This is a genomic window from Brucella pseudogrignonensis (assembly GCF_032190615.1).
Classification (GTDB): Bacteria; Pseudomonadota; Alphaproteobacteria; order Rhizobiales; family Rhizobiaceae; genus Brucella; species Brucella pseudogrignonensis_B.
On record NZ_JAVLAT010000001.1, the window covers coordinates 1,601,375 to 1,627,834 of the forward strand.

The window sequence follows — 26,460 nt, forward strand, 5'->3', positions numbered from 1 at the left end:
ACATGACAGCAGTAGCCTTTCCGAAAACTGATTCCGACAGCAAAGCTTTGCTCGCTGCACTGGAGAATGCTGCGCTTGAGGCTGGTCGTGTTATCATCAAGCATTATACGCAAGGATGCGCAGTTCATTCCAAGAAAGATCAGTCGCCAGTAACCGAAGCTGATCACGCGGCTGAGGCGATTATTCTTGCGGCCCTTGCGTCGTTTGCGCCCGATATTCCGGTTGTGGCTGAGGAGGAGGCTGCCGCAGGTCGACTGCCAGCGCAATTGGGCCGACGTTTTTTTCTGATTGATCCGCTGGATGGGACGCGGGAATTTCTGCTGCGCAATGGCGATTTTACGGTGAATATTGCGCTGATTGAGGACGGAGTGCCTGTTTTGGGGCTGGTCTATGCGCCTGTGCGCAACCTACTTTATGTGGGCAGTCGTGACGGTGCGCAGGAAGTGACAACATCTGCCGACCATCAAATCATAAGCAGGCGTGCGATTACAGCTCGCATTGCACCAGATGAAAAGACCGTGGTGTGCAGCCGCTCTCATTTGACGCTAGAAACCGAGCAATTTCTGAAAAACAATCACAGTGGCAAATGTGTTTCGGTGGGGTCGTCGCTGAAATTCTGCATGATCGCGCGTGGCGATGCCGATCTTTATCCACGCTTTGGCCCGACAATGGAGTGGGATACGGCAGCGGGCGACGCGGTGTTGCGTGCAGCCGGTGGCATGACAACGACTTTTGACGGAAAGTCGATGATCTATGGTGCGCGTTCTGATGGAAGCGTGAAAGGCTTCGCCAACCCGGATTTTGTGGCTTTTGGGGCGGGAGAAGCGCCAGTTTTCAACTAAATAAGCCAGCTCATTATGCCGTTGAAAAAAATAGCTGAAAAAAAGCTGTTGCATCCCCTTGCAGGTTCAAAAGAGCGGCGCTATAAGCCGCTCACAGCAAGACGAAAGAGTCTCGCTGATATGGATACGGAGTGTAGCGCAGTCTGGTAGCGCATCTGGTTTGGGACCAGAGGGTCGGGAGTTCGAATCTCTCCACTCCGACCATTTTCCCCTCAAATAATGCTTAAATAGATTTGTCGAAAACTGACATGCGCATGAACGCGCCGTCATATTCGGCAATTTGCACCAATCTTTGCCGGTCGAGAATTTCAACTCTGTAAGATTTGAAGACCACCAGCCCTTCTTCACGCAACTCTCTCATCATGCGGTTGAGATGGATAGGGGTTAGACCCAGAGCATCGGCAAGCTGATATTGCGTAAGCGGACAGTAAAATGAATCCGGTTCGCCCATACCGCAGGATTTCACACGGTCGGACAATTCCAGCAGGAAATGCGCTGTGCGAACAAAAGCGCTGCGGCAGCCAACATTGGTTAAATGCTCAACAAGCATGGCGCGTTGTCTGGACAGCATCTCGATGAAGAGTAAGCCCAATCGGGGTGTTTGTTTGATTGTTTGTTCCAGCGACGCCAGCGGGATTTCGTAAATAGACATAGGCGTCAGTGTTTTAATCGTATTGTAGCTGTATCCGCCAGCAGTTCTTAATCCAACAAAGTCGCATCGCATTGGAAAATCGATAATCTGGCGCTCTCCACTGGAAAGATCGCGATAAACGCAGCCCCAGCCCGTGCGTACCATATGAATGCTGCGGATCGATGCACCTTGATCGATGATAATTGCATCAGCTGGGTAGCTGTTCTCGGAAATTGCCAGGGCCTGCATGGCCTCTTTTTCGCGCGAATCCAGCTTGGCAAGAATTGGAGGCGATTCCAATAAGTTGACCAAGCCGTCGATCAGTAAAGCAGTGGTGTGTTGGTTCCCACTATGCATTCGCTGCCCATGCTCAACGAAAGTTATAGAATTTATAACTTTCTGTTCCCGAAGTCGTTCTTATGGCGAGCACATTTTTTTATAAACCGCTAACATAAGTTAATGACACGTTTATTTGCTGGTATCAATATTTAGACCAGTCTTCAGCGGGGTTGGCAATGAAAATCCCAATAAAGTGCCGAAGTTTTTATCGTAACTAGTGTTTTGTATCGAGTAAAAACATGAGTAGTAGAGGAAACTAAGCAATGCTTCAAATAAGAGAGCCTCACTTATGGGCAGCATCCGATGGTAGTCGTGAGGGTGCTTTTACTTCTTTCGGGGAAAAAAAAGAGAGTGAAGAAATTGCAACGGGTTTATCTGTTCAGGATGAGCCTCATCTTATGCTCCTCTGTAAAAGTAACCTTGAACGGGAATGTCTTTTTAACGGACTGATGATGAATGGTCTGAAACTTCCCGTTGTCAGTTATGCCGCGGCCTACAAAAATATGCCGCTGAACGGCGCCATTGTTGTGCTTATGCATATCGGCTCTAAACGTCTTGCCGACCCGTTTTTTTCGGATGAAGTAGAGTCTGCCGTAAAAGCTTGGCATCCTATACCCGTGGTGTTGCTGGCAGAGCGTGAAGAGTGGTCACAGGTTTTGCGTGCAATGGAAATCGGTGTGCGTGGCTATATTCCGACATCGGTTGATGTTCGCATTTGCGTAGAAGCTATTCATCTTGCGCTCGCTGGTGGCATGTATGTGCCGGCCTCCATGCTAATGAAACCGCCGTCTGAGGAAATGACGGACGATGTGCTGGGCGAGTTGCTGACTATGCGTGAGATAGAGGTCGTTCATGCAATCAGAGTCGGTAAATCCAACAAAATTATCGCATTCGAGCTGGGAATGAGTGAAGGCACGGTCAAAGCTCATGTCCATAACATCATGCGAAAGATCGGCGCTGCCAATCGCACGGAGGTCGCTTGCAAATTACACCAGATGTACGGCAACAAGTTCGGCGAGGAATGAAGTCGGTAGCAAGATACAGTATTAATTCCGAAAACCAAGAAGCGTCGCCTGATAGTGGCAGACGACACTTCTTGGTTTTTTGCACCTCTGTTGAGTGATATTCTTTAAGAATGATATCGGTGTAGGGGCAGATTTTCACCTGCCCCTACAGAATGAGAGTGGGTATCCTTTGAGGGGCTCTCATTCTTTGCTTTGTGGAAGCCTGTCGAATATTCTTCCATCTTTATTTTTTGTGCTGGAAAAACTCTCTGTCGAGCTTTTGCGGTTTTCGTTTTTTCTCAACAGGTAACCGCTCCAGTTCCAGTTCATTTGATTTTTGTTAGCGTCGAAGGCTGATACTGCCGGATGATCCGCCGGATGTGGTGCCGAAGGCTGTGCCTGCCGAACTCCCGCCAAGAAAGCCTGTCCCAGATTGTGCCATGGCAGCGGACTGACCGCCTGAGCCCGAGGTGAAATAGCCGGAGCCTATTCCTGTGCTGCCGCCATAATGTCCGACCTTGCCGCCAATGCCGACGACTGTGCCCTTGCCTTCGGCCCAGCCGGTTGTCGCTGCCTGACCAGCTGCGGTAGAGCCAGCGCCGAACGCAAACCCGCCGGTAACAGCTGAACCCGCACCACTGGCACCGCCAAAACTGCCATTCCAGTTTACTGTTTGCGCGGCAGCTGGCAGAGCGCCTGCCGCAAGAAGTGCGATAGAAGCGATTATGATTTTCTGCATGATGAGATGTCCTCCGCGTGTTGAATGAGTTCTCAATCCGATTTCGGTAGGCATATCCGAACGATACACCCCGCTGCCCATCCGCATTCGGCCGTGCTGCATGTGTAAGGGGCTATATCGTAGGGTTGCCGGCCCAAGACTTCTCTGAAAGCCTTTTTGGGCCGGGCATATGTGCTGATGATCACATCAGAGGGCGCGAGCAGTACCAAGCCTGTCCTTTGCTTGCCGTACTGCGTAGAACACATCCCTTCGCGCGCAGCTGATCCGAACTCAGCCCGAGTGCTTTGGCAGAATACGTCCGCTTGGCCGTCATCGGTTGTGATGATGCAGTCCTCGTGTGGGCGCTGGCTGGAATTGCCGCGGGTTCCTCACTTGATACAGATGCAAAAAGCGGGGCCTGTTTTGCCGGACGCGGCGCTGCTTGTGTGCTCGCAAGCCCCTGAGAAGGGCAAACAACGCCTGTCGCGTTGAGCGATGCTCTGACTTCTTTGTTAAGACAAATCAGATCAAGTGCCGCTCTGTTTTGCCCCATGCCGAGAAGTGCTGCGGCATAAGCACGGCGGTTGCATTCGCGCATTTCGTAGGTGCTGCCAAAGCCGAGACCCCAGCCTGTTGCACCCACACCAACGCTCGTTGAACCCGCACATGAATGAACCCCTGCTGCAACAAGTCCTGGTGCAAAAGCCGGCACCGTGGTTTTGATTTTATCTGGCGAGTTTCCGCCCCCGCCGATAGAAATCGCAGTTGCTCCGGCTTGTGATGATGAATTTGTGTTGTTGTCTACGTTTACTGTTTGAGCAAATGCACTGCTTCCGATAAGAAAAAGTGCGCAGGAAGTCAAAATGATACCCAATTTAGACATAGCTAACCCCTTCCGTTAAGAAGATTTATTTCAGATTGACTGCTATGATAAAGGCGCGTCTTATCATTTATATTTAAATCCTTTTTATGAAAAAGAGGATTTATTGAATAATATTTAAATTATCGATCCGGGAAACATGTTTGTTTGGCTTAATTCTATTCGGAAGGTGTAGGAGTTCTCAAAAATCGTGAGGCTTTTTGCTATCTTTTGAACGGTATTTTTCGGAAATAAAAAACTTTAGGATTTGAAATAAACTGACGTTTATTTGGCGATACCTCTAAGGAGGGACAGAGAGGGTGAGTTTCTGCCTGTTTTGTCATCAGGTGGTTGCTTTCTTTTGCAAAACAGCGAAATTACGAATTGATTGTTAGTATAATTCCATACCGGGAACACCATGCAGCTTACCCCTCGTCACAATGCAATTTTGGATATCGCGCGCCGACAGGGGCAGGTTCTGGTGGATGATCTGGCGGTTGCTTTCGATGTCACGCCACAGACAGTGCGCAAGGATCTCAATGATCTCTGCAAGGCGCGTTTGCTGCGTCGTATCCATGGCGGTGCGCTCTATCCTTCGGGCGTGGAGAATATGGAATATGAAGCGCGGCGTCGGATAGCAGCCCATGAGAAGGAACTGATCGGGCGTGCGGCAGCCGAAATGATTCCCGATGGTGCGTCGCTTTTCATCAATATCGGCACGACCACAGAGGCCGTCAGTCATGCGCTGATTGATCATAACAACCTGATGGTCATCACCAACAATATCAATGTTGCCAATACGCTGCGGGTTTATCCCGAAATCGAAGTGGTGATTGCTGGCGGCGTGGTGCGCGCTTCCGATGGTGGCATTGTGGGTGAGGCGGCGGTGGATTTTATCCGTCAATTCAAGGTTGATTATGCAATCATCGGTGCATCGGCGATGGATGCAGATGGTGCATTGCTCGATTTTGATTTCCGCGAAGTGAAAGTCGCACACGCAATCATCGCCAACGCGCGTCATGTCATTCTGGTGAGCGACTCAACCAAGCTGGAACGCACGGCACCTGTGCGCCTTGGGCATATATCCCAAGTGCATACGTTTATCACCGATCACTGTCCGTCGCAGCAGTTGCGCGATTTATGCCGTGAAAATGAGGTTGAGTTGATTGAAACAGCCCGGCTTAACGCTTCCGAAGAGAAAGAATTGTAGTTTCGTTTCATTTTCGTTTTGCTTTCGTATTAAATAAATTATATTCGTTTTGGTGGTTGAAGATGATCTTCAGGGTTCACCATGGCGCAGCATGAAATATTCGACATTTTCGTAATCGGTGGCGGCATTAATGGCTGCGGCATTGCACGCGATGCGGTTGGCCGCGGTTTTTCCGTCGGTCTTGCCGAGATGAACGACCTCGCCAGTGGCACGTCCTCGCGTGCGACCAAGCTCATTCATGGTGGGCTGCGCTATCTGGAGCATTATGAGTTTCGTCTGGTGCGCGAAGCACTGATGGAGCGCGAAGTGCTCTGGGCCAATGCGCCGCATCTGATCCATCCGATGCGTTTTGTGCTGCCTTTTCATAAGGGCGGTGTGCGTCCAGCTTGGCTTTTACGCCTTGGTCTGTTTCTTTACGATCATCTGGGTGGCCGCAAAATGCTGCCTGCTACGCGCACGCTCGATATGCGCACAGATCCTTCGAGTGCACCGCTTAAGCCGCTTTTTACCAAGGCTTTCGAATACTCGGATTGCTGGGTGGATGATGCGCGTTTTACCACGCTCACAGCGCGTGATGCTGCTGATCGCGGTGCGATGATCCGCACGCGCACCAAGGTTGTCTCTGCACGTCGTGACCATGAAGCGTGGACGGTTACGCTCGAAAACATCGATACAGGTCTGCGGGAAGAGTTTCGTGCGCGTTTGTTGATCAATGCAGCCGGACCGTGGGCAGACAAGGTGCTGGAAGGCGTCGAAGGCGATCGGCAGCTGCATAATGTGCGGCTGGTGCAGGGCAGCCATATCATAGTGCGCCAAAAATTCTCTGATCCGCGTTCCTATTTCTTCCAGAACAATGACGGGCGCATCATTTTCGCAATCCCTTACGAGGATGATTTCACGCTGATCGGCACCACGGATCAGGATTATAAAGGTGATCCGGCGAAAGTTGCGATCAGCGATCAGGAAACCGATTATCTCTGTGCTGCCGCCAGCGAATATTTTCGCGAACCGGTGTGCAGGGAAGATATTGTCTGGACCTATTCCGGCGTCCGCCCGCTTTATGATGATGGTGCCAGCAAAGCGCAGGAAGCAACGCGTGATTATGTGCTCAAAGAAGATGCGCCGCAAGGCGTGGCACCGCTGATCAATGTGTTCGGCGGCAAGCTGACCACAGCACGTAGACTGGCCGAACATATGCTGGAAAAGATCGAGCATCACTTGGGTAAGAAAGGTGCTCCTTGGACCCACGCCGCGTCTCTGCCGGGTGGTGATTTCGAAGCGACGGCTTTTGATCGTGAATTGGAAAAGCTGAAAGCCGATTATCCGTTTTTGTCAGCGATCCATGCCCGCCGTCTGTTCAAGCTTTACGGAACGCGCGCGCGCATTTTGCTTGGCAATTCCAAGTCTCTTGCCGAGCTTGGCCAGCATTTTGGTGCCGATCTCTATGAGGCGGAAGTCCGCTATCTCATGGAGCATGAATGGGCGCATACGGCTGAAGATATCCTCTGGCGCCGGACCAAACTTGGCCTGCGGATGAATGCGATGGAAGTCGCAGCGCTTGAGACTTTCGTCGAACCTGCGAAAGTCGTGTAACGGGTCGCTTGCAACCCGTCCGATAAAAAGTCATTATCCTTCCAGAGCATAATCCGACCGGAGTGAAACGAGGATCGATAAGATTATGCTTAAGGTAAAAAGAGTTAGAGCGCCGATCTGATAAAATCAGATCGAACGCGCTCTAATAGGCGGTTTCCAGCCTTTCTGGGAGGAAAACATGGGTGCACCGCAAGACAGGATTCATGCTGAGCGTATTCAGTCCGCAATCGATACGGGCGGCGCAGCGCGGTCTGCACTTGTCGCCTCGTGGCGACGGTCTTCCCGCCTCTATGGTCTTGATCCTGCGGAAGTGGGCTCTGTTCAAACGCTTTCCGATCATGAATTGCGCACGGCCCGCCAACGTATGGAACGTGTCATCAATATTGCTCAAGCCAGCATGGACCGCCTTTATATGGCTGTCGGTGGTGTTGGCTGCTGCGTCCTTCTTGCTGATAGCGATGGCGTGCCGGTCGAGCGCCGCGGTGCTGCCGGCGATGACGATACGTTCTACGATTGGGGGTTGTGGACGGGAGCCGTTTGGAGCGAAGCCGTTGAAGGCACCAATGGTATTGGCACTTGCATTGCCGAGCAGCGCGCGCTGACGATCCATCGCGATCAGCATTTTCACACCCGCAATATCGGACTTTCCTGCACGGTTGCGCCCATTCACGATCATCAGGGGCGGCTCGTGGCAGCGCTTGATGTCTCGTCCTGCCGCAGTGATCTGACAGAAGCCTTCGTGCAATTGATTTCGGTTGCTGTCATCGACGCCGCACGGCGGATTGAGGCTGAGAATTTCCGTCAGGCGTTCCCGGATGCGCGCATCATGCTTGCGCCGAGTGCTGACAGAACAGGTGGCGCGTTGATTGCTGTCGATAAAGACGATTTGGTGATTGGTGCAACCCGTGCGGCTCGTCTCTCGCTGGATCTGACCGATGATGCTCTTTCGACTGCATTGCCTGCCGCTGATCTTCTTGGCTGGAACGCTGATCCGCGTGAAGATATGGCAGAGTCTGAGCGCAGCGTCATTCTGCGCGCCATAGCACGTGCCGAAGGCAATGTCTCCTCTGCGGCGAAGCTTCTTGGCATCAGTCGTGCAACGCTTCATCGCAAGCTTAATCGCCTCAAAATCATAAGACCCAATTAGTTTTTGAATTGTGTCGCATTATTGAGACACATTGATGCAGCATATTATCCAGCGCTGGATGACTCCTCCCAAGAGCCGCGCCACATTGTATCTGAAACGCCGTAGGAGCGGCGTTGAATTTCGGGAGGAATACCATGAACAAGGTTGAATTTCATCGCTCTGTGAAGCCTGAATTTGCCAAACGGTATGGCAATTTCATCGGCGGCAAATGGGTTGAGCCCAAGTCTGGCCGTTATTTCGAAAATACGTCTCCAGTCAACGGACAAGTGCTCTGCGAAGTCGCTCGCTCCGATGCAGCGGATGTCGATGCAGCCCTAGACGCAGCACATGCAGCGAAAGAAGCCTGGGGCAAGACCAGCCCGGCTGAACGCGCTGTGATCCTCAACAAGATCGCAGATCGGATCGAAGCAAACCTGCCAAAGCTAGCGGCGGCAGAAACATGGGATAACGGTAAACCGATCCGCGAAACCACAAACGCCGATCTGCCGTTGGCCATTGACCATTTCCGCTATTTTGCTGGCGCAATCCGTGCGCAAGAAGGCGGCATTTCTGAAATCGATCATGATACCGTTGCCTATCATTTCCACGAGCCGCTTGGCGTGGTCGGCCAGATTATTCCATGGAATTTTCCGCTGCTGATGGCTGTATGGAAGCTCGCACCAGCCCTCGCTGCCGGGAACTGCGTGGTGCTGAAGCCCGCAGAACAGACACCGGCTTCGATCCTTGTGTTGATGGAGATCATTGGCGATCTGTTGCCTGCCGGTGTGCTTAATGTGGTCAATGGCTTTGGTCTTGAAGCAGGCAAGCCGCTGGCATCAAGCCCGCGCATTGCCAAGATCGCGTTCACAGGTGAAACGACAACCGGTCGTCTCATCATGCAATATGCCAGCCAGAACCTTATTCCGGTCACGCTGGAACTCGGCGGCAAGTCGCCCAATATCTTTTTCTCGGACGTAACAGCCGAAGATGACGACTATTTTGACAAAGCGATTGAAGGCTTCGTCATGTTCGCGCTCAATCAGGGTGAAGTCTGTACCTGTCCGAGCCGTGCGCTGATCCATGAAAAGATTTATGATAAGTTCATGGAACGCGCGCTGAAGCGTGTTGAAGCCATCGTTCAGGGTGATCCGCTTGATCCGGCAACCATGATCGGTGCGCAGGCGTCCAGCGAACAGCTCGAAAAGATCCTCAGCTATATCGATATAGGCAAGCAGGAAGGCGCGGAAGTGCTAACCGGCGGCGGGCGTAATGAACTGGCAGGCGATCTTGCGGGTGGCTATTACGTCAAGCCCACTGTGTTCAAGGGCAACAACAAGATGCGGATTTTCCAGGAGGAAATCTTCGGCCCTGTTGTTTCTGTCACCACCTTTAAGGATGACGCAGAAGCGCTCGCGATTGCCAATGACACGCTTTACGGTCTTGGTGCTGGTGTCTGGACGCGTGACGGCACACGCGCCTATCGCTTTGGTCGCGCTATTCAGGCAGGCCGCGTCTGGACGAACTGCTACCACGCCTATCCGGCCCATGCGGCTTTCGGCGGTTACAAGCAGTCGGGTATCGGTCGCGAAAACCACCTCAAGATGCTCGATCATTACCAGCAGACCAAGAACATGCTGGTGAGCTACAGCCCGAAGAAGCTTGGCTTCTTCTAAAAAGAGAAAGCGGCCTGTTGCCTTGGAGCTTCGGGCCGCTAATTCATTTTTCACCGCGACTTCAATTTTGATCTGTATGAGGTCGCTTTCCCAGCCTGTTTCCTCCCAGGAAAGGGTCGGGTCGGCAGGCCTTGGTTGCCTTGCCAATCCGACCCATGACAGCGCATCCAACCAAATACCAAATAATGTTTGGTAACCATGCGCGACAAACAGAAGGATGTTTTCGTAATGGCTAAGACAATGAAAGCTGCCGTGGTTCGCGAATTCGGCAAACCATTGACCATTGATGAAGTTCCGATTCCGGTGCCGGGCGATGGCCAGATTCAGGTGGCAATTCAGGCGTCCGGTGTATGCCATACTGATCTTCATGCCGCCGAAGGTGACTGGCCCGTCAAGCCCAATCCGCCCTTTATTCCCGGACATGAGGGCGTTGGTTTCGTGTCTGCGGTTGGCAAAGGCGTCAAGCATGTGAAGGAAGGCGATCGCGTCGGCATTCCGTGGCTTTACACCGCTTGCGGTCATTGCGTGCATTGTCTGGGTGGTTGGGAAACGCTTTGCGAAGAGCAGCTCAATACCGGATATTCGGTGAATGGCGGCTTTGCAGATTATGTTGTCGCCGATCCGAATTTCGTCGGACATCTTCCGAAAAATATCGAATTCAATGAGATTGCGCCCGTTCTCTGCGCAGGCGTGACGGTTTACAAGGGCCTCAAGGTTACAGACACAAAGCCAGGCGACTGGGTTGTGATTTCCGGTATTGGTGGGCTCGGCCACATGGCCGTGCAATATGCAAAGGCCATGGGCCTCAATGTTGCAGCTGTCGATATCGACGATAAGAAACTTGATCTGGCCCGCAAGCTCGGTGCGACTGTGACGGTTAATGCCAAGACGCACAATGATCCGGCAGCCTATATCAAGAAAGAAACAGATGGCGGCGCGCAGGGCGTGCTTGTGACGGCTGTTTCACCGAAAGCCTTTGAACAGGCCATCGGCATGGCCGCACGTGGTGGAACGATTGCACTCAACGGCCTTCCCGCTGGCGAATTTCCGTTGTCGATCTTCAATATGGTGCTGAACGGCGTCACCGTGCGCGGCTCCATTGTGGGCACGCGTCTTGATTTGCAGGAGTCGATTGATTTTGCCGCAGACGGTAAGGTCAAGGCGACGATCCGCACTGACAAGATAGACAATATCAATGCGATCTTTGACGAAATGCGCGCAGGTCAGATTGAAGGCCGCGTCGTGATGGACCTGACGCAGTAATGCTGCGATATTAAAGCATGTCTCCCAAAAGTGGGAACCGGTTTTTGGGCAAAAGACATGCGCAGATACAAAGAAGTAAAGCCGCCGTAGCGATGCGGCGGCTTTGTTAGAGCATAGTCCGACCTTCGTTCAACGAGGGTCGATAAGATTATGCTTCAAGTAAAAGACTGTAGAGCGCCGATCTGATTTGATCATATCGAAACGCGCCCTAAGGGAGGAGGAACCATGCCGCAAGACTCTCAACTAGAGCAGGTCACTGCCACCGATGCAGCGCTGGAACTGATCGCCGAGTTGCAGGCTGAATATGGTCCGATCATGTTTCATCAGTCGGGCGGCTGTTGTGATGGATCATCGCCGATGTGCTATCCGCAGGGCGACTTTCTGCTGTCTGATGCCGATGTCAAGCTGGGCGAGATTGGCGGCGCGCCATTTTATATCAGTGGTTCACAATACGAAGCCTGGAAACATACAGAACTTATCATCGATGTCGTGCCGGGGCGCGGTGGTATGTTCTCGCTCGATAATGGTCGTGAAAAGCGCTTTCTCACGCGTTCCAAGATATGCTCGATTTAGCGCTTTGCGTTGATCTGCAAAGCAGATACTAAATTGGCCATATCACTGGGGAGAGTGCATAACGGCCATGGCCGCATCCAATAAGAGAGCAACGATCCACGATGTGGCGCGTCTTGCAGGCGTTTCAATCAAGACAGTTTCGCGGGTCTATAATGACGAACCCAATGTCCGCGATACGATCCGCGAAAAGGTTAAACTGGCAGGCGCTGAATTGCGCTATCGTCCCAATGCCGCGGCGCGTAATCTGGTTGAGCGCCGCTCGCATCTGATTGGGCTATTCTTTGAGAATCCGAGTCAGAGCTATGTGACCGAATTACAGATTGGTGCACTGGATCGGTTGCGTGGCACACGTTACCGGCTCTTGATCTTCCCGGTTGAAAATCGCGATGATATTCGTGGCTCATTGATTGAAACTGCCCACGCTTCGGGACTTGATGGAATTATCGTAACGCCGCCTATGTCGGATGATCCTGAAATTTTGCAGGAACTGATTGCATCTGCAATGCCCTTCACCCGCGTGGCTGGTGATTTTGGCGTGCATCCGACGGACAGTGTTGCCATTGATGACGAGAAAGCCGCCTGCCATTTGATGCAATATTTGCTCGATCTGGGGCACCGTAAGATTGCAATCGTCATTGGCGATCTGACGCATCGCTCGGCACAGCTGCGTCTTGAAGGCTATCGCAAGATGCTGGATCAGGCTGGCATCGCTCACAATCCCGATTACGAATTTGAAGGTGGCTTCAGTTTTGCAAGTGGGTTGGAAGCTGGCCGTAAACTCTTGTCGTTGAAGAACAGACCCACTGCGATTTTTGCCTCTAATGATGATATGGCGGCAGCCGTTCTGCAAATTGCCTATGATCATAAGATCGACGTGCCAAATGAGCTGACCATTGTTGGCTTTGATGATAGTGCGATTTCGAGCATGGTCTCGCCGCAAATCACTACGGTTCATCAGCCAATCCGCGAAATGACCTATGATGCGGTCGATATGTTGCTCAGCCAGATAGAAACGGGCGAGGCATCGCCTTCGCGGCATATCGATTACAAGCTGATTATTCGCCAATCATCGGGCAAAGTTTTCAAATAAAATGGGCCGGTTTCCCGGCCCACTTTTTATGGCAAATCAAGACCTTTGGTCAGTTCCAAGGCCTGCCGTTCGAACATACGGCGATAGATGCCATCAGGCTTCCGGATAAGCGCATCGTGATCGCCTTCTTCGACGATATTGCCTCTGTCAAAAACCAACAGCCGATCCAGCGCACGGACCGTTGAAAGCCTATGTGCAATGACAAGTGTGGTACGACCGATCATCAGCCGTTCCATTGCCTGCTGGATCAGTACTTCTGATTCTGAATCAAGGCTTGATGTTGCCTCGTCCAGAATAAGAATTGGTGCATCAGCCAGAAATGCACGGGCAATTGCGACACGCTGACGTTCACCACCCGAAAGCTTCACACCGCGTTCACCGACAAGCGTTGCATAGCCCTTTGGCAGACGCATGATGAAATCATGCGCGCTGGCAAGCATTGCCGCATGCTCGATCTGGGCTTGTGTTGCACCGGGGCGAGCATAGGCGATGTTTTCAGCCAGCGTGCGGTGAAACAGGATTGGCTCCTGTTGCACGATAGCAATCTGCGATCGGAGTGATGCCTGAGTGACTTCGGCAATGTTCTGTCCATCGATTTTGATCGCGCCGCCACTCACATCGTAGAGACGCTGGATCAGCTTGACGAAAGTCGTCTTGCCCGAACCTGAATGGCCGACCAGACCGACCCGCTCACCAGCCTCAATCCTGACCGAAAAGTCACGATAAAGCGCCGTGTCGTGGCTGCCATAATGGAAGGTGACGTTCTCAAACGTGATCTCGCCATTTCCGATCTGGATTGCACCTGCGCCGGGCTTGTCTGCGATGCCATAAGGCTCCGCTTCGATCTGCACCAGTTCTTCCATGTCGTTGACCGAACGTTGCAGATTGCGGATATGCATGCCCACATCACGCAAATAACCCTGCAACATGAAGAAGGCGGTCAGAACGAAGGTAATGTCACCGGCAGTTGCCTGGCCCTGGCTCCAGAGATAAAGCGCAAAGCCAATCACCACACCGCGCATGATGAGCAGGTTTGCACCCTGAATGAAACCATTGAGCGTACCGATCAGCCACGTCCGGCGCGTGCGCGAGCACCACTTGGTGACTACCTTGGCAAGACGTCCATCTTCGCGTGTTTCAGCACCGAATGCTTTCACAACGGCATTGCACGAAATGGCATCGGCCAAAGCGCCGCCCATGCGCGTGTCCCAGCTGTTAGCAAGTGTTGCGGCAGGCGCAACAAAGCCGAGTGAAATCACAATCGTGCAGACGATAAACAGCACAGAGCCGATGGCAACCAGAACGCCCATCATCGGCCAATACCAAGCGAGAAGCGCGACAGAGCCGAGCAACATCAGGATGGACGGCAGCAGCGCAAGCAGCAGCGTGTCGTTGAGCAGATCAAGCGCCCACATGCCGCGCGAGACCTTACGCACGGTCGATCCGGCGAAGGCATTGGCATGCCAGTCGGTCGAAAAGCGTTGAAGCTTGTGAAACGCACTCGATGCCATGCCGCTCATGATCTTCAGCGTGAAATCCGTGATGACATAGAAGGTAAGCTGACGCGTGATCAGCGCCAATGCGCCCAGTGCAAGCAGGATGATCAGCGCGTGAATGGCAGCATCCCATGCGCTATCCTGCCCGACCGAAAGCGCATCGACCAGCTTTCCTGAGTAGAGCGGTGTGAGGACGTCTGCGGCCGTTGCAAGCAGCATGCTGATAATGATCAGCGTCAGCCGCAGAGGCTGACATCGCCAGTGACTGAATGTGTAGCCGAGGACCTTGCGGAATACAGGCCCCCGGAAATTGATACGAAACCGAGTCATATGAATAATACCAGCCCGTATGAAAACGGATTCTGGTTCCTTTAAATTCATCTTCAGCAAAAAGTGCGGTGCGGTTTTGCGCCGACAAATGCGTGAAAACGAAGACAAAACAAACAGCTGAAAATAGCTGCGGCAAATTTGGAAGTGTTTAGGAATATGCCCTTTTGGGGAGGGCGGTCAGGCCTTAGCCTGCAACACGGGCCAAGAACTTAAAGCTTGGAAGCGCCCGCATTAACACCGGGCACCGACGGAAATGGATAGGATCGCATCTCATACCTCTTGCCAGTGTTTCAGATGTCTGCACAATAAATGAGCAAAAGCATTTGCCAAGTGGCAAAATGCAGAAATTTAATTTCAATCTATTGAGTGTGGCAAAAATGCTGTCTTACAGTTTTTTAGGCCATGCTGCCAGCTTGCGCGAAAAATGCGAGATGGTTGCATGTAAAAGCATGGTGAAGGCTGCCAGCACAAACAGGCTTGCGAACATCAGATCGACCTTGGCACGACCATTGGCGAGCAGCATCAAGTAGCCAAGCCCGCGCGACGCACCCACCCATTCGCCCACGACTGCACCAATGGGTGCATAGACGGCAGCAAGGCTTAACCCTGAAGCGAGCGAGGGGAAAGCTGCGGGAATGCGCACACGAAACAGAATTTGCGGGCGTTTTGCGCCGAGATTTTCAGCGGCATCCACCAGTGTCTGATCCGTCCTTTGCATTCCATCAAGGAAAGTGGAAGCGACCGGAAAAAAGATCATCAGAATGGTGACGGCAATTTTCGACGCCGGTCCATAACCGAGCCAGAGTGTTAAGATCGGAGCGAGCGCAAATATCGGGATCGCCTGAGAGAACACCATCATTGGCATGACAAGCCTTTGTGCCAATGGTGACATCATCAGCCCGATGGCTGTGAGTACCCCAATCGCAGAGCCCAGAAACAGCCCGCCCAGCACTTCTCCAAACGTGACGACTGCATTATCCGCAATCAGTTGCGCATTGCTGATGAGCGATTGCACCACATCGAGCGGACCCGGCAGGATGAAGCGCGGCATCTGCCAGATGCTCACCACAGCCTGCCAAAGTGCCAGCACAGCAAACGCCGACAGAAACCCGTCGGCGATGCGTTTTTTGCGCGAACGAGGAGCGATGTTCGTCATGCTCCTTTAAGGCCTCCCTTTAGGCCCATTGACCAGAAGTTCGCTTCAAGCCTGCTTGCCGTTGCAAAAATCTGGCAGAGCTTTGGCCAGCGCGGGCTGCTCTCGAAATCTGGTCCGATGCGGGCTTTTGCGGCCTGATCAAAAAGCTTGCCAACGGTGTGGCACATCTCTTGGTAGTCCGCGCCCGCATAGGTGTTGATCCACTCCTGATAGGGTGTGCCGGTATGGGCAGTGGCTGCGAGATTGACCCCGATTTCGCCATAGCCATGCGCGCAGGGAACAAGGGCTGTCAGCAGGTCGAGAAAATCGCCCGCTTGCCCGCAATCGAGCACATAGCGCGTATAGGCGAGATTTTCCGGCTCTTCTTTTGTGTTGTAAAGATCATCTTCGGTGATGCCTTCGCGTGCGCAGATGCCCACATGCAGCGGCAGTTCCGTGACAGTCAGCCCATGCATGATTTCGGCGCAAAGTCGCGTTTCCTGCAAGCTGCCTGCCTTCACGACACCCAGCGCAAAGGCGCGGGCATAGTGATGCAGATAGACGTAGTCCTGCCTGAGATAATGCAGGAATGCCGATTTCGGCAGCGTGCCATCGCCCAGTCCGCGGACGAACGCATGATCGATATAGGGATTCCAGTCATCAAGCGTCGCCGCACGCAGGCGGGTGAATAATTCGGATGAATAAAGCGTGTCACTCATGACTTATTGCCTCCCGCGTTGACGTCGATTGCAAATTTCTCGACAGGCAGGATCGAAGGCACGAGACCGTTTTCCTTGAGATAGGTCTCGTAACGGCTCCAGCGTCCATAATCGAGGCTGGCAGGGGCGCGTGAGAAACGGGCAACCGTATCTTTCCATGCAAGCTGGTTCAGCTCGTCTTTGAGTTCAGAACTATAAGACGCGAACAGGTCGTAGCTTTGCTCTGGATGATTGACGATATATTGCGCGGCTTTTTCGGTGGCTGCCAGAAAGCGCGAAATCCGTTCTTTTTCGTTCGCATCCAGCTTGTTTGAGTTGGCGACATAAACGAGCTCGTCATAGACCGGCACGCCTTCCTCTTCGACGAAGAAACATTTGCCCGCAACCCCTTCAACCGTCATCTGGTTGAGTTCGATATTGCGATAGGCACCCATTACTGCGTCAACCTGTTTCGACATCAAAGCGGGTGAAAGGGAGAAATTCACATTGATGAGTTCGACATCTGAAAGCTTTATGTCGTGGTTTTTGAGAATGGTGCCAAGCAGCGTTTCTTCAACACCAGCGACTGATAAGCCGATCTTCTTGCCTTTGAGATCGGCAATCGAATTGACCGAGCCATCATCACGCACCATCAGGCAATTAAGCGGGGAATCGACCAGAGTGCCGACGCGGATCAGCGGAATATCGGCATGAACATCGAGATGCACCTGCTGCTGATAGGAAATTGCCAGATCAGCCCGTCCAGCCGCAACCATTTTGGGTGGCACGGATGCGTCTGCAGGGGCGATGATTTCGAGATCGAGACCGGCATCCTTGAAGTAGCCGAGCTTGTCGGCCACGATGATCGGCCCATGATCCGGGTTCACATACCAGTCGAGTATGAGTTTGAATTTATCATTCGCCTGAGCTGCCTGAGCTGATATCAGGGCAAACGAAGCCGTGGCGCTGAAAAGCGCAGCAAAAATCAGTTTTTTCAATGTTTCCTCCTGAAACTAAATTACATAGGCACGCGTCATGTCGATCCATTGGCGCACGCGGCCTTCGGGATCGGGATTAAGAGTGATGTCAGTGACGACAGACACAATGTCAGCTCCGGCTTTAAAGACGCCCGGCGCGCGCTCCACATTCATGCCGCCAATGCCAACGAGCGGAATAGCGCCAAGTGTGGCTTTCCATTGGGTGACGCGGTCCAATCCTTGTTCATGCCATTTCATCTTTTTGAGAATGGTCGGATAGACAGGGCCGAGCGCGATATAGGCTGGCTTTAGCGCAAGAGCGCGATCCAGTTCGGCCTCATCATGGCTGGATACACCGAGTTTAACGCCGCTCTCGCGAATTGCATCAAGATCGGCTTCATCAAGGTCTTCCTGACCGAGATGGATAAAGTCGCAGCCTTCCTCAATTGCCAGTTTCCAGTAGTCATTGATGATGAGCTGGCAATCATATCGGGCGCAAATTGCGCGGGCTGCGCGGATTTCTGCGCGCAGTTCAGCGTCGTTCTTATCCTTGATGCGCAGTTGCATGAGTTTGATGCCAAGCGGCACCAAGCGCTCACACCAGCTGGCGCTGTCAAAGATCGGGTAGAACGGATCAAGGGCCATTACAAAAATGCCTTTCCGATGAGGGGAGTGGAGGGGGTTGCCATGTCGCGGGCTTCAATCGGATCGGCTTCATAGGCGATGCGACCAGCCTCAACAGCGAGCGCAAATGCGCGGGCAATAGCGTCTGGATCACCCGCTTTGGCAACCGCGGTGTTGATCAGCACGGCATCAAAACCCAGTTCCATGGCACTTGCAGCGTGCGATGGGACGCCAATACCGGCATCCACGACCAGTGGAATATCGGGGAAATGCGCGCGCATGGTTTTAAGCGCATAAGGATTGTTGAGGCCGCGACCTGAGCCAATCGGCGCACCCCATGGCATCAGCACTTGGCAGCCTGCCTCAATCAGTTTTTCGGCCACCACCAGATCGTCATTCATATAGGGAAAGACGTCAAAGCCTTCATCGCAGAGAATACGGGCGGCTTCGACCAGCCCGAAAGGATCGGGCTGCAATGTGTCGTGATCGCCGATGACTTCAAGCTTGATCCAGTTTGTGCCGAAAATCTCACGCGCCATTTTTGCCGTTGTCACCGCTTCGCGTGCGGTATGGCACCCGGCAGTGTTGGGCAAAACCGAAACACCGAGCTCTTTGATCAGTGTCCAGAAGTTCTGACCGGCACGCATGTTTCCGCTCTCGCGTCGCAGCGAAACCGTCACGATTTCCGTCTTTGACGAGCGGACGCTGTCAGCAAGGATGGCGGGAGATGGATATTGTGCCGTTCCCAAGAGCAGGCGGCTTTCAAAGGTTTTTCCGTAAAATTCCAGCATCTTAACCTCCCTGCATGGGTGCGAGCACTTCGATACGGTCGCCGTCTTGGATCAATGTTTCCTCGCGCTCGCTGCCTGTAATGAATTCGCCATTGAGCGCGGTAGCGACGACAGCCTCATCCAGTTCGATTTCTGTAAGCAGGGCCAAGAGATTGGTGCTCGTGGTCTCAAAGACCTCGCCGTTAAGAACAATGGTCATGCCAGTTCCTCTAAAAATTCAGGTTGTTGTTCGGCCTCGGTTGCTGCCGCAACCGCCATGCGCGCAACCGCAGGCGAGAGCAGAAAGCCGTGCCGGTAAAGCCCGTTGATATAGATGGTTTGGCCGCGTTTACGCACACGCGGCAGATTGTCGGGGAAGGCGGGGCGGGCATCGACGCCGGTTTCCAGAATTTCCGCCTCGCCAAATGCCGGATGCAGCGCGTAAGCAGCACTCAGCATTTCCAATGTCGAGCGAACGCTGATGCCGCCTCTTTCATCGCTTTCGATCATGGTTGCACCAATCATGTGGATGCCGTCGCCGCGCGGCACGATGTAGAGTGGAATGCGCGGATGCAGAAGGCGCACAGGGCGCGAAAGATTGATGTCGCGGGAGCGAACCACCAGCATTTCGCCCTTCACACCGCGCAGATCCTGCAACTGATCGCGTGCTGCAAGGCCGCGTGCATCGACGGTGATATCGGTATCGATATTTACGTCTTTCGCATCCTGCCCGAGATGAAAGACGACGCCTTTCATTTGCAGGTTTTCAGCAAGTTCGATCAGCGTCTTGCGCGGATCAAGGTGGCCTTCCTCGGCAAAGAAAAGCCCCTGCCGAAAACGGCCTGCAAGGTCCGGCTCCAGCGCATCAATGTGTTCGGAATCAATTGTTTCAAAGGCTTCCGTGCGACGGGCGAAGCGGCGCAATTCAGTCGCATCGCGTGTGTGTGAAATGACGAGCGTGCCCTTGCGGTTGACGGTTGAAACATGCCGTTCCCACCAGCCAATCGCCTCTTGTCCCAGCCTGACGACGGGTTCTTCCGCACTTTCGCCTTCGCACCATGGGGCCAGCATTCCGCCAGCAAACCACGAGCAACTGTCGGAGCCAATTGCCTTGCTTTGGGCGATCACGGTGACAGCATGGCCCTGATCATTGAATTCTGCGGCACAGGTAAGACCTGCAACACCCGCGCCGATGATGGTGACGCGCATTATGCAATCTTCCACAAGGCGTGGAAGTGATGCACGGGGCCGTGCCCGCTTCCGACCTGCAATGTGTTAGCGGAGCGGATGGCCGCTTGCAGATATGTGTGCGCTTCACGAAGGGCTTGTTCCAGCGAAAGGCCTTTGCCAAGTCCCGCCGCAATTGCGGATGAAAGCGTACAGCCGGTGCCATGGGTATTTTGCGTATCGATACGTGGCGCTGTCAGCGCAAGAGTTGGAAATTTATCGCTGATGAGGAGATCGGTACAGATGTTGCCATCGGCGTGTCCGCCTTTCATCAGCACGGCCTCAGCGCCAAGCTTGAGGAGTGCGCGCCCCTGTTCTTCAGCCTCGCCATCGGTGCACGCAACTGCACAATCGAGCAGGCAGGCTGCCTCTGGTCTATTCGGCGTCAGAAGGCTTGCAAGCGGAATCAGTTTGTCACGCAATGTCGAGATTGCGGCTTCGCTTAAAAGCCTGTCGCCAGATTTCGCCACCATCACCGGATCAAGAACCACCGGTCCCGAGAAATCGACGAGTCCTCTGGCGATTGCCTGAATGGTTTCCGGCACCGACACCATGCCGATTTTTACCGCTGCGACATTGAGATCGCTGAAGACGGTATCAATCTGTGCTGAAACGACTTCGGAAGGAATATCGTGGACTGCCGTGACCGCTAATGTGTTCTGCGCCGTGATCGCCGTAATGACGCTCGCACCATAGACGTTCAGTGCTGAAAAGGTTTTGAGGTCGGCCTGAATGCCAGCGCCACCGCCGCTGTCCGAGCCTGCAATCGTTACGCAAATCGGCACTGACGCAGCATGGCTGGCGGTTATGTTGGTTCGGGAGAGGCTTCGTCTTAAGTCCATCATGTCGTCTCTCATTCCGAACGGAAAATTGAGACGTCATGAACTTGTTTTTTGGGTTTTACCCCACGGAGGATAGATTCCTCCTTGTTCGCGACGCGCCAAACTCCGTTCCCTACGCAGGTATTACCCGGATCAGGTTCAATGGGTTAACGCGATCAGCGTCTCTCAGCCTTTTGTGTCGCAAGATAGGATGGAAAACCGCAATGCACTTTTCCTGACCTTGCTCCGAAGGCACCCCAACGAATTTTGTGCTTTAGGCATAGGCCGGAACGAAGAGCCGGTCAAGCGGTGCCGATTATTACAATTTGCGAATAAATTTATATTCTCCGCAAGTTTGTATATAATTTCTTTAAGGGGCATGCATTAATCCAGCTTGGAAAAGCTTCGTCCTGCTACAGACGAGTTATCTGATTCTTGGGGCATGGTCCTTTTTTTAAGGCATGAAATATTGGGTCAGGATCAGGCTGATGAGGGGACAATGATGAGGGATCGGAAAGCCGGTCAGGCTCATTCGGATGATGCGCGGGTGCGCACGTCCGATGCGGATTTTCGCATTCTGTTTACAACTCATCCCACACCGATGTGGGTGTACGATCCCGATACATTGCGTTTCATCGTCATGAACGAAGCAGCCCACGCGCTTTATGGCTATTCGGCTGATGAAGTGCAGGGTATGACGGTACTCGATATTCGTCCACAAACCGAGCGTGACCGTATGTCGATAGCGGTTCGCGACCGGAGTGATCTTGAGCGCCCTGAACGCTGGAAGCATCTGAAAGCCAATGATCAGACGATTGATGTTTTGACCTATGGCCGTGAGGTTGTGTTCGATGGCCGGATGGCCATATTGGCAATTGTGCGGGATATGACCGAGCTTGACGAGGCGAATCGTCAGGCCAGTCATGCGCAGACATTGCTCGATAGCCTCATCAACAATATGCCGCTTGGTGTCTTCGTCAAGGATATGCAGGACGGGGGGCGTTACCTGCTCTATAATCAGGCTGCATCAACCATCAGCGGCCACAAGATCGATCATGTTGTCGGTTCAGTGGATACGCAAATCTTTCCGGCTGAAGAAGCCAGGCTTCTGACCCAGCAAGACAGCATTGCAATGCGTCGCGGCAGCGTTTTGACAATCGAGCGCGATATTCGCTGCGCAGACGGAACACCGCGCATATTGCGGATCATCAAGCGTTCCATTCCACCGATAGAAGGCGATGAATCGCGCTATCTCATCGGGCTTGTTGAGGATATAACCGAGCGTCGTTTGATTGAGCAGCGCATGACGCATATTGCAATGCACGACAATCTCACGGACTTGCCGAACCGGGCTTACTTCTCTCAGCATATTGAAGCCGTGCTGAAAAAACGTGAAAGCGCACTGGCTTTTGCGCTTTTCTATCTCGATATTGATCACTTCAAAAACATCAATGACAGCCGCGGGCACCAGATCGGGGATCGCCTGCTGCAACAGGTTGCAAAGCGTCTTAAAACCATTGCTTGCGATCATTTTCTGGCGCGTTTGGGTGGTGATGAGTTTGCGATCATTTATCGCTGCGCTGCCGTTTCTCAGATCGCGATGTTTGCCGATCAGCTTCTTTCCCTATTTCAGGATCCGTTCGATCTTGGCGATACGCTGGAATTTGTCTCATGCAGTATCGGGATCGCGCAGGCGCCATTGCATGGCGATGATCTTGACGTGCTGATGCGCAATGTTGATCTGGCGCTTTACGCTGCCAAGGCTGATGGCCGGCGCACTTTCCGCTTTTATCAGCATTCACTGCGACTGGCTGTTGAGAAACGTCATGCCATGACCACGGATTTGCGGCTGGCTTTGACGGAACAGCAGTTCGAGCTGCATTACCAGCCAATTTTCAATCTTCAAACCGGCCACATTTCTGGCTTTGAGGCTTTGTTACGCTGGCGTCATCCCGTGCTTGGCATGGTCTCGCCGGTTGAATTCATTCCAATTGCCGAAGAGGCCGGGCTCATTGGACCGATCGGCGACTGGGTGTTGAAACACGCCTGCCTTGAAGCGGCTTCGTGGCCGCATGGCATCAAGGTCTCGGTTAATCTATCGCCCGTGCAGTTCCAGCAGACGGCTCTTCTTGATTCAGTCACCGATGCACTGGCTGTCGCGTCCTTGTCGCCTGACCGGTTGGAACTCGAAATCACGGAATCGGTCTTCCTGCAAAACAGCAAACATAATATCGAATTGCTGTTCGAGTTGCGGCGTCTGGGCGTCCGGATTGCTATGGATGATTTCGGCACAGGCTATTCATCACTGAGCTATCTGCGTTCGTTCCCCTTTGACAAAATCAAGGTGGATCGCAGTTTCGTTTCGGGCATTGAAGCCGATACGCGTGATCTCGCAATTATTCAGGCCGTCGCCACACTGGGAGCCGGTTTTCGGATTGTAACGACAGCAGAAGGTGTGGAAACAAAGCAGCAGCTTAACTGCCTGCGCGAACAGAATTTTTGCGAGGTGCAAGGCTTTTTAATGGGACGCCCCATGCCTGCTGCCGATGTGCCGGAATTCATTCGCACACGATGCGGTTCAATTCTTGAGATAATCGAGCCGGATAGCGCAATGGCCGTTTGATAACGCTTGACCTTCCAACGGTGGGAAGGACTATCTATCATGCAACTCATAAGATTGCTCGTCGAAAAGAGCGAAGTAGCATCTGGCCAAAAGTCGGAACCGATTTTTGGAAAGCAGGAGCGCTTTAGAAGGGATTGCCATGAACAAGCCTGTAAAATCCGACGCCACAAGTTTTGCCATTCCTGTTGAAGGTATGAGTTGCGCGTCCTGCGTATCATCGGTTGAAAAGGCAGTGTCAAAAGTTCCGGGCGTGGACAAAGTCTCCGTCAACCTCGCAACAGAACGCGCTGACGTCACCTTCAAGTCTGCACCTGATATGCCTGCTGTGATCGATGCAATTCGCAAAGCTGGCTATGATGTGCCGTCGGGCAGTGCCGATCTCGCCATTGAGGGTATGAGCTGCGCGTCTTGTGTGAGCAATGTCGAAAAAGCTTTAAGCGCGGTTCCGGGCGTTTCTCGTGCCAGCGTCAATCTCGCGACTGAGCGCGCGCATGTTGAGCTTGCAGGGCAGGTCGCAGTTGGTGATCTGATAAAAGCGGTTGAAAAGGCGGGCTACGAGGCGCGTTCGCTTGATGAGACACGCAGTGATGCCAAGCAGGAAACACAATCAGACAAGCGCGACGCGGAAGCGGTTGAGCTGAAAAAGAATGTCATTCTGGCAGCCGTTCTCACGCTTCCCGTGTTCATTCTGGAAATGGGCTCGCATCTCATTCCCGCTGTGCACATGTTTGTCATGGAAACAATCGGGATGCAGAACAGCTGGTATTTCCAGTTTGTGCTGACAACACTTGTCTTGTTTGGTCCGGGCATGCGCTTTTTCAAAAAAGGCATTCCCGCTCTGCTGCGTGCCGCCCCCGATATGAATTCGCTGGTTGTTGTTGGCACAACGGCTGCATGGGGCTTTTCGGTTGTTGCTACCTTCTGGCCCGACATTCTTCCCGATGGCACCGTCAACGTCTATTTCGAGGCCGCAGCCGTTATCGTGACGCTGATCCTGATTGGCCGTTATCTGGAGGCACGTGCCAAGGGGCGGACTTCGGCGGCAATCAGCCGTCTTGTCGGCCTGCAGGCAAAGTCAGCACGCGTCATGCGCAATGGTCAAGCAGTTGATGTGCCGCTTGAAGAGGTTCGCGCGGGCGACATTGTGCAGGTCCGCCCGGGTGAGAAAGTCCCCGTTGATGGCGACGTGATTGAAGGCTCATCCTATGTGGATGAATCGATGATTACCGGCGAGCCCGTGCCTGTTTCGAAGGAAGCCGGTGCGGAAGTGGTTGGTGGGACGATCAACAAGACGGGTGCTTTTACCTTCCGCGCAACCAAGGTTGGCCGCGATATGGTCATCTCGCAGATTGTGCGGATGGTTGAAGATGCGCAGGCCGACAAGCTGCCCATTCAGGCCAAGGTTGATAAGGTCACGGGCTGGTTCGTGCCCGCGGTTCTGGGTGCTGCACTCATCACCTTTATTGCATGGCTTTTAATCGGCGGTACGGCGATGATGGGCTACGCGCTGGTGAATGCGATTGCTGTCGTTATTATTGCCTGCCCATGTGCGATGGGACTTGCAACACCGACTTCAATCATGGTCGGCACAGGTCGCGCTGCCGAATTTGGCGTGTTGTTCCGCCGTGGTGATGCGCTGCAAACCTTGCGCGATGCATCGGTGATTGCGGTCGATAAGACGGGCACACTCACACAGGGCAAACCCGCTCTGGCACATTTTGCTGTCGTTGATGGTATCGACAAGGACGAAGCACTGGCGCTCATCGCTGCTGTCGAAGCCCGTTCAGAGCATCCGATTGCCGATGCGATTGTGACGGCTGCAAAGGAAAAGAACCTCAAACTTGCCGATGTTTCGGCTTTCGAATCCGTTCCGGGTTTCGGGCTCAAAGCCAATATTTCGGGTCGAGAAGTCGCTATTGGTGCAGATCGTTACATGGCAAAGCTTGGCCTCGATGTGGCAGTCTTTGCGGATGATGCAAGCCGCTTTGGCGATGAAGGGCAGACACCACTTTATGCGGCAATCGATGGTAAACTGGCTGCAATCATTACAGTAGCCGATCCAATGAAAGAGACCACACCTGCCGCCATTGCTGCCATGCATGAGCAGGGCTTGAAGGTTGCGATGATCACTGGTGATAACCGCCGTACAGCGCAGGCCATTGCCAAACGCCTTGGTATCGATGAAGTGGTTGCGGAAGTGCTGCCGGATGGCAAGGTTGAGGCCTTGAAACGCTTGTCAGCGGGCGGAAAACGCATTGCCTTTGTGGGCGACGGTATCAATGATGCACCAGCTTTGGCTTCCGCCGATGTGGGTATTGCGATTGGCACCGGAACGGATATTGCGATCGAGAGCGCCGATGTGGTGCTGATGTCGGGCGATCTGCGCGGCGTGGTTAATGCGATTGCCATCTCAAAAGCCACGATCCGCAATATCAGCGAAAACCTGTTTTGGGCTTTTGCCTATAACGTCGCGCTGATCCCTGTTGCAGCCGGCATTCTATACCCTGTGACCGGCACCCTTCTCTCGCCAGTATTGGCGGCGGGTGCTATGGCGCTTTCGAGCATTTTCGTGCTGAGCAACGCACTGCGGCTGAAAAGCTTCACGAGTCCCCTGGCTTGATCATTCAGCCGTATCGGCAATCCAGCGGGCTGCAGATACGGCTTTGATTCTTTTGCATAGTCACGACTGGATTTTTCATTTTGCCGCCTATTTGTTTGGGCAGGCAGTGTTGTGTTGTTTGCAAAGCCGTTTGCAACAATATTTCCACCAAACTCGGGAACGCCTCGATTTTTCTCTTTCCGTGCAGCTGTGCCAGCCGCATTGCAATGCACGGCAAG

At 53.1% G+C, this 26,460-nt stretch carries 23 protein-coding genes, 1 tRNA gene and 1 riboswitch; of the genes, 12 read left to right on the plus strand and 12 right to left on the minus strand.

The window, feature by feature from the left end:
- Nucleotides 1-2 precede the first annotated feature (2 nt).
- Both cysQ and RI570_RS07730 read left to right on the plus strand, forming a co-directional pair.
- Nucleotides 3-842 carry a 3'(2'),5'-bisphosphate nucleotidase CysQ gene (cysQ, locus tag RI570_RS07725; protein WP_313827832.1) on the plus strand — a complete coding sequence of 280 codons (840 nt, stop codon included), beginning with the start codon at nt 3-5 and terminating at the stop codon, nt 840-842.
- A gap of 127 nt (nt 843-969) precedes the next feature.
- Nucleotides 970-1,046 (plus strand) — tRNA-Pro (locus RI570_RS07730).
- A 19-nt stretch (nt 1,047-1,065) separates the two neighbouring features.
- On the opposite strand, the gene RI570_RS07735 is transcribed toward RI570_RS07730, so the two are convergent.
- Nucleotides 1,066-1,830, minus strand: coding sequence for a Crp/Fnr family transcriptional regulator (locus RI570_RS07735; protein ID WP_313827833.1), 765 nt, complete (start codon nt 1,828-1,830; stop codon nt 1,066-1,068).
- Nucleotides 1,831-2,075: 245 nt separating this feature from the next.
- Between RI570_RS07735 and RI570_RS07740 the strand changes: the two genes are divergently transcribed.
- Entirely contained in the window at nt 2,076-2,837 is a 762-nt protein-coding gene (locus tag RI570_RS07740; protein ID WP_313827834.1) for a response regulator transcription factor, read from the plus strand.
- Between the two features lie 319 nt (nt 2,838-3,156).
- On the opposite strand, the gene RI570_RS07745 is transcribed toward RI570_RS07740, so the two are convergent.
- Both RI570_RS07745 and RI570_RS07750 read right to left on the minus strand, forming a co-directional pair.
- On the minus strand, nt 3,157-3,555 hold the full coding sequence (locus RI570_RS07745; protein WP_313827835.1) for a hypothetical protein: 399 nt from the start codon (nt 3,553-3,555) through the stop codon (nt 3,157-3,159).
- Between the two features lie 181 nt (nt 3,556-3,736).
- Nucleotides 3,737-4,417 (minus strand): hypothetical protein, encoded by a 681-nt coding sequence (locus tag RI570_RS07750; protein ID WP_313827836.1) that lies wholly within the window; start codon nt 4,415-4,417, stop codon nt 3,737-3,739.
- 394 nt (nt 4,418-4,811) lie between these two features.
- Here RI570_RS07750 and RI570_RS07755 point away from each other — a divergent pair, with 394 nt between their 5' ends.
- The 7 genes from RI570_RS07755 (at nt 4,812) to RI570_RS07785 (ending at nt 12,921) form a co-directional block, all read left to right on the plus strand.
- Entirely contained in the window at nt 4,812-5,603 is a 792-nt protein-coding gene (locus RI570_RS07755) for a DeoR/GlpR family DNA-binding transcription regulator (protein ID WP_313827837.1), read from the plus strand.
- A gap of 81 nt (nt 5,604-5,684) precedes the next feature.
- Nucleotides 5,685-7,196: a glycerol-3-phosphate dehydrogenase gene (glpD, locus tag RI570_RS07760; protein WP_313827838.1), complete on the plus strand. Its 1,512-nt coding sequence runs from the start codon at nt 5,685-5,687 to the stop codon at nt 7,194-7,196.
- Between the two features lie 178 nt (nt 7,197-7,374).
- Complete coding sequence (locus RI570_RS07765; protein WP_313827839.1) at nt 7,375-8,343, plus strand: GAF domain-containing protein; 969 nt, start codon at nt 7,375-7,377, stop codon at nt 8,341-8,343.
- A 134-nt stretch (nt 8,344-8,477) separates the two neighbouring features.
- A complete protein-coding gene (adh, locus tag RI570_RS07770) occupies nt 8,478-9,995 on the plus strand; it encodes an aldehyde dehydrogenase (protein ID WP_313827840.1) in 1,518 nt (505 codons plus the stop codon).
- A gap of 228 nt (nt 9,996-10,223) precedes the next feature.
- Nucleotides 10,224-11,258 carry an alcohol dehydrogenase AdhP gene (gene adhP, locus RI570_RS07775; RefSeq protein WP_313827841.1) on the plus strand — a complete coding sequence of 345 codons (1,035 nt, stop codon included), beginning with the start codon at nt 10,224-10,226 and terminating at the stop codon, nt 11,256-11,258.
- Between the two features lie 225 nt (nt 11,259-11,483).
- Nucleotides 11,484-11,831, plus strand: coding sequence for a DUF779 domain-containing protein (locus tag RI570_RS07780; protein WP_313827843.1), 348 nt, complete (start codon nt 11,484-11,486; stop codon nt 11,829-11,831).
- A gap of 67 nt (nt 11,832-11,898) precedes the next feature.
- Nucleotides 11,899-12,921 carry a LacI family DNA-binding transcriptional regulator gene (locus RI570_RS07785; protein ID WP_313827844.1) on the plus strand — a complete coding sequence of 341 codons (1,023 nt, stop codon included), beginning with the start codon at nt 11,899-11,901 and terminating at the stop codon, nt 12,919-12,921.
- A 26-nt stretch (nt 12,922-12,947) separates the two neighbouring features.
- Here RI570_RS07785 and RI570_RS07790 read toward each other — a convergent pair whose 3' ends face one another.
- The 9 genes from RI570_RS07790 to thiD all read right to left on the minus strand — a co-directional run bounded on the left by RI570_RS07790 (nt 12,948) and on the right by thiD (nt 21,020).
- Nucleotides 12,948-14,747, minus strand: a complete 1,800-nt coding sequence (locus tag RI570_RS07790; protein ID WP_313827845.1) for an ABC transporter ATP-binding protein — start codon at nt 14,745-14,747, stop codon at nt 12,948-12,950.
- A gap of 385 nt (nt 14,748-15,132) precedes the next feature.
- Entirely contained in the window at nt 15,133-15,903 is a 771-nt protein-coding gene (locus tag RI570_RS07795) for an ABC transporter permease (protein WP_313827846.1), read from the minus strand.
- A complete protein-coding gene (gene tenA / locus RI570_RS07800; RefSeq protein WP_313827847.1) occupies nt 15,900-16,601 on the minus strand; it encodes a thiaminase II in 702 nt (233 codons plus the stop codon). Before tenA ends, RI570_RS07795 begins: the two co-directional genes overlap by 4 nt.
- Nucleotides 16,598-17,578: an ABC transporter substrate-binding protein gene (locus RI570_RS07805; protein ID WP_313827848.1), complete on the minus strand. Its 981-nt coding sequence runs from the start codon at nt 17,576-17,578 to the stop codon at nt 16,598-16,600. Before RI570_RS07805 ends, tenA begins: the two co-directional genes overlap by 4 nt.
- A 15-nt stretch (nt 17,579-17,593) precedes the next feature.
- Entirely contained in the window at nt 17,594-18,202 is a 609-nt protein-coding gene (locus RI570_RS07810) for a thiamine phosphate synthase (RefSeq protein ID WP_313827849.1), read from the minus strand.
- Nucleotides 18,202-18,972, minus strand: coding sequence for a thiazole synthase (locus RI570_RS07815; protein WP_313827850.1), 771 nt, complete (start codon nt 18,970-18,972; stop codon nt 18,202-18,204). Before RI570_RS07815 ends, RI570_RS07810 begins: the two co-directional genes overlap by 1 nt.
- Before the next feature lies 1 nt (nt 18,973).
- Nucleotides 18,974-19,171, minus strand: coding sequence for a sulfur carrier protein ThiS (thiS, locus tag RI570_RS07820; protein ID WP_313827851.1), 198 nt, complete (start codon nt 19,169-19,171; stop codon nt 18,974-18,976).
- Complete coding sequence (gene thiO / locus RI570_RS07825) at nt 19,168-20,160, minus strand: glycine oxidase ThiO (protein ID WP_313827852.1); 993 nt, start codon at nt 20,158-20,160, stop codon at nt 19,168-19,170. The genes thiS and thiO overlap by 4 nt, the downstream gene beginning before the upstream one ends.
- Nucleotides 20,160-21,020, minus strand: coding sequence for a bifunctional hydroxymethylpyrimidine kinase/phosphomethylpyrimidine kinase (thiD, locus tag RI570_RS07830; RefSeq protein WP_313828592.1), 861 nt, complete (start codon nt 21,018-21,020; stop codon nt 20,160-20,162). Before thiD ends, thiO begins: the two co-directional genes overlap by 1 nt.
- Before the next feature lie 92 nt (nt 21,021-21,112).
- A riboswitch (TPP riboswitch) is annotated at nt 21,113-21,269 on the minus strand.
- 232 nt (nt 21,270-21,501) lie between these two features.
- Here thiD and RI570_RS07835 point away from each other — a divergent pair.
- A complete protein-coding gene (locus RI570_RS07835) occupies nt 21,502-23,622 on the plus strand; it encodes a putative bifunctional diguanylate cyclase/phosphodiesterase (protein WP_313828593.1) in 2,121 nt (706 codons plus the stop codon).
- Nucleotides 23,623-23,761: 139 nt separating this feature from the next.
- Entirely contained in the window at nt 23,762-26,242 is a 2,481-nt protein-coding gene (locus tag RI570_RS07840) for a heavy metal translocating P-type ATPase (protein ID WP_313827853.1), read from the plus strand.
- The last annotated feature ends 218 nt before the right edge of the window (nt 26,243-26,460 follow it).